This is a genomic window from Streptomyces flavotricini (assembly GCF_020639365.1).
GTDB classification, from domain to species: domain Bacteria; phylum Actinomycetota; class Actinomycetes; order Streptomycetales; family Streptomycetaceae; genus Streptomyces; species Streptomyces flavotricini.
Map to the genome: position 1 here is coordinate 8,121,028 of NZ_JAINUL010000001.1, position 7,878 is coordinate 8,128,905.

6 protein-coding genes are annotated in these 7,878 nt (G+C 72.9%); 3 read left to right on the forward strand and 3 right to left on the reverse strand.

The window, feature by feature from the left end; all coding sequences use genetic code 11:
* Positions 1-30: 30 nt before the first annotated feature.
* Both K7B10_RS37205 and K7B10_RS37210 read right to left on the reverse strand, forming a co-directional pair.
* The gene (locus K7B10_RS37205) at positions 31-2,067 is read right to left on the reverse strand and encodes an ABC transporter ATP-binding protein (RefSeq protein WP_229343644.1); all 2,037 of its coding nucleotides are present in this window, start codon (positions 2,065-2,067) and stop codon (positions 31-33) included.
* A 481-nt stretch (positions 2,068-2,548) separates the two neighbouring features.
* The gene (locus K7B10_RS37210) at positions 2,549-2,842 is read right to left on the reverse strand and encodes a hypothetical protein (protein WP_229343646.1); all 294 of its coding nucleotides are present in this window, start codon (positions 2,840-2,842) and stop codon (positions 2,549-2,551) included.
* Between the two features lie 192 nt (positions 2,843-3,034).
* Here K7B10_RS37210 and K7B10_RS37215 point away from each other — a divergent pair, with 192 nt between their 5' ends.
* The 3 genes from K7B10_RS37215 to pip all read left to right on the forward strand — a co-directional run bounded on the left by K7B10_RS37215 (position 3,035) and on the right by pip (position 7,223).
* Positions 3,035-5,728 carry an ALF repeat-containing protein gene (locus K7B10_RS37215; RefSeq protein WP_308284669.1) on the forward strand — a complete coding sequence of 898 codons (2,694 nt, stop codon included), beginning with the start codon at positions 3,035-3,037 and terminating at the stop codon, positions 5,726-5,728.
* A 10-nt stretch (positions 5,729-5,738) separates the two neighbouring features.
* On the forward strand, positions 5,739-6,119 hold the full coding sequence (locus K7B10_RS37220) for a hypothetical protein (protein WP_229343650.1): 381 nt from the start codon (positions 5,739-5,741) through the stop codon (positions 6,117-6,119).
* Between the two features lie 144 nt (positions 6,120-6,263).
* Positions 6,264-7,223: a prolyl aminopeptidase gene (gene pip / locus K7B10_RS37225; RefSeq protein ID WP_229343651.1), complete on the forward strand. Its 960-nt coding sequence runs from the start codon at positions 6,264-6,266 to the stop codon at positions 7,221-7,223.
* A gap of 107 nt (positions 7,224-7,330) precedes the next feature.
* Here pip and K7B10_RS37230 read toward each other — a convergent pair whose 3' ends face one another.
* Positions 7,331-7,786 carry an NUDIX domain-containing protein gene (locus K7B10_RS37230; RefSeq protein WP_229343654.1) on the reverse strand — a complete coding sequence of 152 codons (456 nt, stop codon included), beginning with the start codon at positions 7,784-7,786 and terminating at the stop codon, positions 7,331-7,333.
* Positions 7,787-7,878: the final 92 nt, after the last annotated feature.

The following is a 7,878-nucleotide window of genomic DNA, read 5'->3' on the forward strand; positions in this document are numbered from 1 at the left end:
CGGTGCGGGGAGCGGTGGGGTCGTACGGGGTCACGGGCCCGCCTCCCCCGCCGCGGGCGAGCCGGACCGGTGGCCGCCGGTCCGGTACCCGCTGGCCTGCAGGGTGAACATGGCGGCGTAGTCGCCGCCGGCGGCCATGAGTTCGTCGTGGGAACCGGACTCCACGATGCGGCCGCCGTCGAAGACGAGGATGCGGTCGCAGTCGACGACGCTGGCGAGCCGGTGGGAGATCAGTACCGTGATCTGGTCGGTGCGCAGCCGGCCGCGCAGGACCGCCTCGTACACGGCGTGCTCGGACGGCGGGTCCATGCTCGCCGTCGGCTCGTCCAGGAGCAGCAGCACCGCGTCCTGGTACAGGCCCCGGGCGACGGCGATCTTCGCCCACTGGCCCCCGGAGAGCTGCTGTCCGCCCTTGAACCGCTTGGACAGCAGCGCCTTCCACTGACCGGGCAGGGCCTCGACGACTCCGTCCGCGCCGGCGGCCCGGGCGGCCGCCATCGCCCGCCGGGGCTCGGCCTCGGTGAGCGTGCCCGTTCCGACCGTGATGTTCGACAGCGCGCTGAAGGGGAACCGCACCGGGTCCTGCAGTACGCAGGCGACCCGGCGCTGCACCGACTGCGCGTCCATCTCCAGTACGTCGACGCCGTCCCACCTCACGCTGCCGCGCTGCGCCTCGTACAGGCCTGCCAGCAATTTGGCGCAGGTCGACTTCCCCGATCCGTTGAGGCCGACGAACGCCACGGTCTCCCCGGCGCGCAGGGTGAAGGAGACGCCGTTCAGCGCGGGGGTGTCCTTCCCCGGGTAGGTGAAGTGGACGTCCCGGACGGTGATCTCCTTGACCCGCTCCGGTGCCCGCACCTCGGACGTACGGGGCAGGAGGCGGCGGCTGCGCTCCTGGACGGCGAGCAGGTCGTCGACCCACAGGGCGTGCTCGTAGACGAGGTGGGCGACCTCGATGAGCTGGGTGAGGGAGGACTGCCCGACCTGGATGGCCAGGACGGCGCCGGCCCCGGCGGCGAGGGGGAGCCATCCGGCGATCAGCATGGCCGCCAGCGCGGCGTAGGTGATGCCGGTGCCGACCCCGCCCACGGCGCGGCCCGCGAGATGGAGCAGGGCCGCGTTCACGCCCAGGCGGGTGTCCTCTTCGGCGATCTTGGTGGTCAGGCGGCGGTGCTCGTCCAGCAGGGCGCCCTGGGCGGCGTCGGAGCGCAGTTCGGCGGCGGCGTCCACGTCGAGCAGCAGCCAGGAGAACACCCGGATGCGGCGCTGCAGCGCGTTCCACCGCTTGAAGGAGCGGAAGCGGGCGCGCGCCGAGTGGACGGCCGCCACCCCCACCGGCACGACGGACAGCAACAGGAGCGGGAGGAGGGCGGGGTGGAGGATGCCGAGCACGCCGGCGGTGCCGATGAGGCGCAGGGCCGCGGAGGCGAGGGCGACGACCTGCCCGACGATCATCCGCGCGTAGAAGAGCCCGCGGTCGTTGGCCCGGTGCACCTCGTCGTGCCAGTCCGCGTCCTCGACCGCCTCCAGCCGTACGTGCGCGGTGAGGCGCAGGAACTCGGATTCGAGCGCGGTCCGGATCTTGGGCGTGACGCGTGCCTGGGCCGTGGCGACGCCTGCCTCCAGCAGGGCCCGGGTGGCGAGGAAGCCGGCGACGAGGAGGAGTTGGGGAACGGCGGCGCGCACGCGGTCAGGGGTCGGCCCCTGGGAGAACAGGTGGTGGAGCACTCCGACCGAGGCGATCAGGCCGAGGGCCGCCATCGCCGCCGACGCCAGCTGGCAGAGGACGGCCGTGAGGGTGGACGCGCGGTCCGCCTGCCAGGCGAGCCGCCCGATCAGCGCCGTGATCTTGGGGAGTCGGGCGAGCACCTGCGGCACCGAAGCGCTGGCGGCCGCCCCGTCGTGGACGGACCAGTACGCCTCCTCCAGCCCGTCCGTCATGTCTGCGTCCTCCGGGCCGGCGGGCACGGTGGCGGGCGGCAGGGGGAGGGTGCGCGGGCGGGAGTGGGGGTGGGCGGTGCGCGGGCCCGGGATTCCGCCGGCCGGCGCATCGGTGGGCTCGCTCATGCCGCCCGCCTCGCGTCCGGTCGTACACAGCGGCGCGCGCGAACGTCAAGGCGGCGCGGGCCCGGGGGGAGGAAGGCCGGGGCGGGCCGGTGGTGTTCGAATCCGAGGGGGTGGGGGGTGGGAGCGGGGAGGGGATGCACGGCATCCTCCGTCTGAGCGGTCAGCTGGCACTGGTGCTCTAAAAACGCTCCGGATTCGAGTCCGTCACGGCCGTTTCGGGGGCAGGCCGTGGACACACGTTCTGGTCCCGGTGGGCGCACGTTCGGGCAGCGGGTCGGCGGCCTTCAAACTCGTTCGATTGGGCGGGCTCACCCTGACGGGGGATTGCCAGGGCCAGCCGGCTCGCGCCCGGGTACCGCACCCCCGGAGCGGACCCGCCGGTGTCGGGGGACGTCGGCGGGTCCGGCCGCGCGGGGGTGCGGGGTTGCGGGGGCCGGGCGGGGTACGGGCGCCCGGGCGGGGGTGCGGGGGCTGGGCGGGATCAGCGCCAGGTGTCGGAGTGCCAGATCGCGCCGCCCTTGCCCTGGCCGCCGTCCTTCTTGTAGACGACCAGGTTGCCGTCGCTCTGGAAGTGGGCGTAGGCGCCGGGGTTGGCGAAGGTGGCCGTCGACCAGACGGAGCCGCCCTTGCCGTCGCCGCCGTCCTTCTTGTAGAGGATGAAGTCGCCGTCCGCCTGCATGGCCAGGTAGGAGCCGTCGCCGCCGTAGGCGTGGGACGTCCACAGCTCCTTGCCGCGGGACTTGTCCCAGATGACGAGGCGGCCGCCGCGGTCCATGTAGAAGATCTTGGTCTCGGCGTCGATCCAGAACGGGGCCTGGTACTGGGTTCCGGACGTCAGGACGTTGGCCCGGCGGTAGCTGCCCGAGGCCCAGATGGCGCCGCCCTTGCCCTGGCCGCCGTCGAGAAGCTCTCCGCCTACCTGAACTCGGGCTGGCAGAAGTCGTACGAGGACGACCAGCGGCAGGCCGTGCTGCAGGTGATGAGCAACGGCGGCAGCACGGTCAACTCGGCCGGCAGCAAGGCGCTGACCGCCGGTACGACCGACGCACTGACGCTGTTCCTGACCAAGGGCCAGTACAAGGCGCGGGAGAACGACGACCGCGTCGAGCTGCTCGCGCTCATGAACACCGGCGGCCCCGCGGTCAAGCAGGCCGCTCAGGAGGCCATGGGCGGCGGACCCGCCGAGATCCGGGAGTTCCTGGAGTCCGGCCAGCACCTGGCCCGCGCCCGGGACCAAGAGACCATGACCGTCGCCCAGCTCGGCGAAGTCGCGCGCAAGGCCGGTCTCGTGGCCAAGGCCGAGACCGAGGCGGCCACGAACGCGGCCGACCAGGCGGTCAAGGCGTCCCAGGCCGCCAAGGAGTCCGCGGAGCGCGCCGCCAAGGAGATGGCTGCCGCCAAGAACGACTCGGTGAAGGCGGCCGAGGCCGCCGGCCGGGCCGCGAGGGCCGCCGACGGTGCCGCGGCCGCCGCCCGTACGGCGATCTCGGCGGCCGGCGCGGCCACGTCGGCCGCCCGTACGGCTGCCGCTGCTGCTTCCGCTGCTGCCGCAGCGGCTTCCGCGGCCGGCGAGGCGGCGGCGCGCGCCTACAACTCGGCGACAGCCACCCTGAAGGACGCAGGGCAGGCCGAGACCGCCCGCAAGGCGGCCGAGCAGGCCCGCGACGCGGCGGCCGGCGCGCGGACCGCCGCCAAGGCGGCGCTCGCGTCGATGAAGTCCGTCAACGAGGCGGTCAAGGCCGCACAGGCCGCGGCCAGTGCCGGAGAGAACGCCGCGGCGGCCGCGGGCGCTGCGGCGCAGGCCGGCACGCAGGCCGGCATCGCCGTGGCGAAGGGCCGCATCGCCGCGGTCCGGATGCTCAGCACGGGCGGCCCGTGGACCCGTAAGGCCGCGGAGACCGCGCTGTCGGGGGGCGACGAGGACATCCGGGCCTGGCTCGGGAACACCCAGGCCGTTGCCGCCGAACAGGACGACCGGGCCCGGGTGGCCCACCTGTCCGACACCGGCCCCGCCGCGCTGAAGACCGCGGCCGACGCCGCGCTGAAGCGCCCGCACGCCGAGGTGGTGCGCTTCCTGGAGCGCGGTCAGCACGATGTGCAGGCCGACGCCTATCGCGTCAAGGTCCTGGAGCTCTCGCACTCGGGCGGGCCCGCCGTCAAGAAAGCGGCGAGCGCCGCGATCGACGCCGGCACCACCGACGCCCTCCGGGCGTTCCTGGGCACGGGACACGTCAAGGCCCAGGAGGACGACGACCGGGTCGAGACGCTCCGCATCATGAACGGCGGTGGCCCGGAGACAAAGGCCGCGGCCCAGATCGCGATGGCCGGACCGGCCTCGATGGCCCGCGAGTTCGTCGCGTCCGTGCAGTACAAGGCCGCCAAGCACGACAACGAGGCCGCGACGCACGAGGCCGGGGTGAAGCTGCTCCTCGCCGAGGCCGCACGGGTGGCCGCCCGGGCCGGCGAGGACAGCGCGAAGGCCGCCGGAGCGGCCCTCAAGGCCCGCGACGCCGCGGCGGACGCCACCCAGTACGCGAAGGACGCGGTGAACTCCGCGGCCGAGGCCGACGCCTCGGCGGCCCGCGCGGCCGAGTCCGCGCGCCTGGCCAAGAACGCCGCGGCCACCGCCAACCAGGCGGCCGCCCAGGCAACGGCGGCCGAGCAGGCTGCCGCGCAGTCCGCCGCGCAGGCCCGTACGTACGCCTCCATGGCCGCGGAATCGGCCGAGATCGCCCGTCAGGCAGCCCTCAAGGCGAACAAGGACGCGCACGCCGCCGCCGAGGCCGCCAAGGAGGCCCTGGACATCGCGGCCGAGAAGCAGCGCAAGGAGGACGAGGCCCGGCGCGACCAACCGAACGGTGGCTCCGTCGGCCAGGCCGGCGACGGAGCCACCGACGCCCTCCAGGACTACGAGAACGGCGTCACGCTGCTCTGGTTCGACGGCGGCTGCTACATCAACGGCACGGCCCTGCCTGCCGGCACGTCGATCGACTCCTGCAAGAAGATCGCCTCGGACTTCGACAGCTGGATGGGCGACGTGGAGGGGGCCGTCCACTGGGACGCCCTCCTGAAGAACCCCGACCCGGCGAAGTCCCTTCTGGCGGCGTACTGCAGCTACGACAACAACAATCCGTTCTTCGGCGGCGACAAGAAGTCCAAGATCTGCGGCCCGGCCCTGATGAAGGACCTGGACCAGGTCGTCCCCGCGAGGGTCTACTCCGAGGCGGGCGGCGGGGGCCGGGCCATCGGCCGGCTGTTCAAGCAGCTCGGCAAGAAGATCGGCCTCAAGACGAAGCCGCGGCTGTCCGGCCCTGCCTTCGGCCGGACCCAGCACGAGCTGTACAAGCAGACGCTGCGCGAGGAGATGGCGAAGCCGGTCGTCGCCGACAGCGCACTGAAGGAGTTCGCCGACAAGTTGTACCGGGCCAATGCGAAGATCGGCAGCGGCAGCACGGCCGCGGCGGTCCGGTTCGAGGCCATCACCGGCAAGCCGGTGGGCAACGCCTTCCACACCCAGAAGGCCGAGGACGCGGTCTCGTTCCTGTACACCTGGCTGAAGAAGAATCCGGTGGCGTCCCAGGGCGACCGCGCGGCAGCCGAGAACCTGATCAAGGACATGGAGCAGGCCCTGCAGTTCGCGAAGAACTACGTGAAGAAGTGAGGTGGTGGAAGTGGCAGAAGTGACGGAACCGCAGTGGTGGCAGAACATGCTCGCCACGGATGGCGTGCTCGCGGCCGCAGTGGACGGAGACCTGCCCCTCACCTTCAGGCTCGGTGCGTTCGCCGACGTGTTCGCCGACCACTACGGTGAGCTCCCCGAGGACGTCCGCCGCCGCGTGCTGTCCCTCGCCGAGGAGGTCTTGGCCGCGGATGACGACACCGGCCGTGCGGCGGTGGCGACCGGGTTCTTCGAGGCCCTGCTGAACAAGTGGGACCGGGGGTTCGACCTCGAAGCCGCCTGGCCGCTCGTCGGCCCGCGCTCGCGCGCGCACTGCCTGGCCTGGAACGAGGCATGGGGCATCGAATCCCCGGCCTGGATGCGCACGGCCTAGCGGTGTCCTTCGGATCACCTCGCTGACCGGACGGAGTCGGCAGTAGGGTGAAATCCGGTTGGACGCAGTGCGGTGCGGTCTGGTCCCGGCAGGTGGCCAGGCCGCACCGTTTTTTTGGCCGGTTGCCAGGAGGTCTGGAAATGGGTGAGCTGTTCCCCCCCCATAGAGCCGTACGACGAAGGACTGCTCGACGTCGGCGACGGCAACCTCGTGTACTGGGAGGTCTGCGGCAATCCAGACGGCAAGCCGGCACTCGTCGTCCACGGCGGGCCGGGGTCGGGATGCGGCACCGGGGCCCGGCGGTACTTCGACCCGCAGCGGTACCGGGTCGTCCTGTTCGACCAGCGCGGCTGCGGACGCAGCACCCCCCACGCGAGCGATCCGGCGACCGACATGCGGCACAACACCACCCGGCACCTGGTGGCCGACATGGAGCGGCTGCGCGAGCACCTGGGTATCGACCGCTGGCTGCTGTACGGCGGTTCGTGGGGTTCCACACTGATCCTGGCCTACGCCGAGACCCACCCCGAGCGGGTGTCGGAGATCGTCATCCCCGCTGTCACCACGACCCGGCGTTCCGAGATCGACTGGCTCTACCGGGGTGTCGGCCGCTTCTTCCCCGAGCAATGGGAGCGCTTCCTGGCGGGAGCCCCCGGTACGCCGCGCGACGGGGACGTCGTCGCGGCCTACGCGCGCCGTGTGGAACACCCGGACGCCGCCGTACGGGAGAAGGCCACGGCCGACTGGTGCGCCTGGGAGGACGCCGTGCTCTCCGGGGAGACGAACGGCGCCTCGAACCCGTACGGGGACCGGCCGCCGGCCGCGCAGCTGGCCCTGGTGCGGATCTGCTCGCACTACTTCTCCCACGGGGCCTGGCTGGAGGAGGGCGCGCTGCTGCGGGACGCCCACCGCCTGGCCGGCATCCCCGGCGTGCTCGTCCACGGCAGGCTCGACTTGGCCGGCCCGCTCGACACCGCGTGGGAACTCGCCCGCGCGTGGCCGGACGCGGAGCTGATCGTCGTCGGTGACGCGGGCCATCTGGGCGGCGACACCACGCGCGCCCATGTTCTCGGGGCCCTCGAGCGGTTCGGCCGCCGGCAATGAGCTCGAGCCGTACGGATCGACGAGCACGGTGCGTGCGGCATGACAGGGCGGGGGTGCCGGGGGGGGGCGCGGGGGGGGTGCCGGGGGGGGTGCCGGGGGGCGCCGGACTACAGGGCGAGTTCGAGGTAGGCGGCGTGCTTGTCCTCGCGTGCGGCGAGGGCCTTGCGCCATACGGCGAGGGCGAAGGGCGGGATCATGCTGGGCGAGATGTCCTCGGGCAGGCAGAAACGGATCTCGCCGATCTCCGATTCCTGGAGCGTGATGGCCCGCTGCTGCTCCGGGCTCAGCCGGGGGCCGTCGAAGACGTAGAAGACGTGCGATCCCTCCGCCCTGGTCACCCAGGCGGTCACGAGGAGATCGCCGATCTCGAGGTCGAGGCCTATTTCCTCACGGATCTCACGGCGCGCGGCCGCGGTGGGGAGCTCGCCCTCCTCGAGGTGGCCGCCGGGCAGGTTCCACCGCTCCTTGTAGACGGGGTTGACGATGAGCACGCGGCCCTGCTCGTCCCTGACGAGGGCGGCGGCGGATGCGGTGGCCTTCGCGCGGCCGGCGGACGTGGTCATGGATGGCTCCTGTGATCGGGTGACGGACACGGTCGGCTCGCCACGCGCGGGCGCGGGCGCGGGCGCGGGCGCGGGCGCGGGCGCGGGCGGCG

What these genes read in the sequence shown, in the direction of transcription:
- K7B10_RS37205 (WP_229343644.1), bottom strand. Translation starts at nt 2,067, where the DNA reads ATGAGCGAGCCCACCGATGCGCCGGCCGGCGGAATCCCGGGCCCGCGC.
- K7B10_RS37230 (WP_229343654.1), bottom strand. Translation starts at nt 7,786, where the DNA reads ATGACCACGTCCGCCGGCCGCGCGAAGGCCACCGCATCCGCCGCCGCC.
- K7B10_RS37210 (WP_229343646.1), bottom strand. Translation starts at nt 2,842, where the DNA reads ATGGACCGCGGCGGCCGCCTCGTCATCTGGGACAAGTCCCGCGGCAAG.